The following is a 968-nucleotide window of genomic DNA, read 5'->3' as shown; positions in this document are numbered from 1 at the left end:
TAGGTCTGTGGATCGCCCGTGTTCAGGGGCATGGGGACTGTGTGGATGCACATGAAGTGAACCGTGTTCGGGCGACGTTGGCGTTGTTCGTGGCGGATGTGTTTGCCTCGTTGTCACGCAAGGACCAGCGGGCCAAGAGCGACTGCTATCTGCGAGGGCTGGTGCTGGACGGGCGGCGCAAGTCGATCCAGTCGATGGCCCAGCGACTGCCGGAAGGCAACGAGCAGAACCTGCAGCAGTTCGTGAATCAGTCCACCTGGGATCCGGGGGCGGTGCGCCGGCGGATCGGCGAGCGGCTGGTGCCGCGGATCGGGCCCGGACGCCTGGGCGGTCGATGACGTGTCGTTTCCCAAGGACGGCAGGATGTCGGTCGGCGTCGCCCACCAGTGCTGCGGAGCGCTGGGCAAGCAGGCCCACTGCCAGGTCGCCGTCAGCGTGCACGCGGTCTCCAATACGGCCTCGTGCCCGCTTGCCTGGCGGCTGTTCCTGCCCCAGGAATGGGCGGATGACGCCGTCCGGCGCGTCGGACCGGCGTCCCCAAGGACGTCGGGCACCGGGAGAAGTGGCGGCTGGCCTTGGACGCCCTGGATGAACTGGCCGGATGGGGACTGGTGCCGCCGGTGGTGGCCGATGCCGGCTACGGCCAGAACGCCGACTTCCGTGCCGGCCTGGCCGAGCGGGGACACGCGTACGTGGTCGGCATCCGCGGCGACATCACCGTCCAGCCGCATGACGCGCACCCCGATGCCCCGGCCTGGTCCGGCAACGGCCGACCTCCGCTGCCCCGTTGCCGGCAGCCACCGGTGCCGGTGGCCACCCAGGCCGCGGCCGCCGGACGGGCAGCCTTCAAGGAGGTGACCTGGCGCGAGGGTTCCCGGAGCCCGATGACCGCGCGCTTCCTCGCGATGCGGGTCCGGCCGGCCGGGGTGCGCTCGCGCCGGCTGGCCCAGCAGGCCGAAGTGGCCGGG

1 pseudogene is annotated in these 968 nt (G+C 71.3%); it reads left to right on the top strand.

The annotated features are described in order from the left end of the window. Nucleotides 1-41: 41 nt before the first annotated feature. Nucleotides 42-968: pseudogene (locus tag ACYF6T_RS44510) on the top strand (IS701 family transposase); the annotation flags it as partial.

The organism is Streptomyces sp. 7R007, from assembly GCF_054850255.1.
The sequence above is the reverse complement of the archived record's forward strand: the minus strand, read 5'-3'. Positions and strand labels throughout refer to the sequence as shown.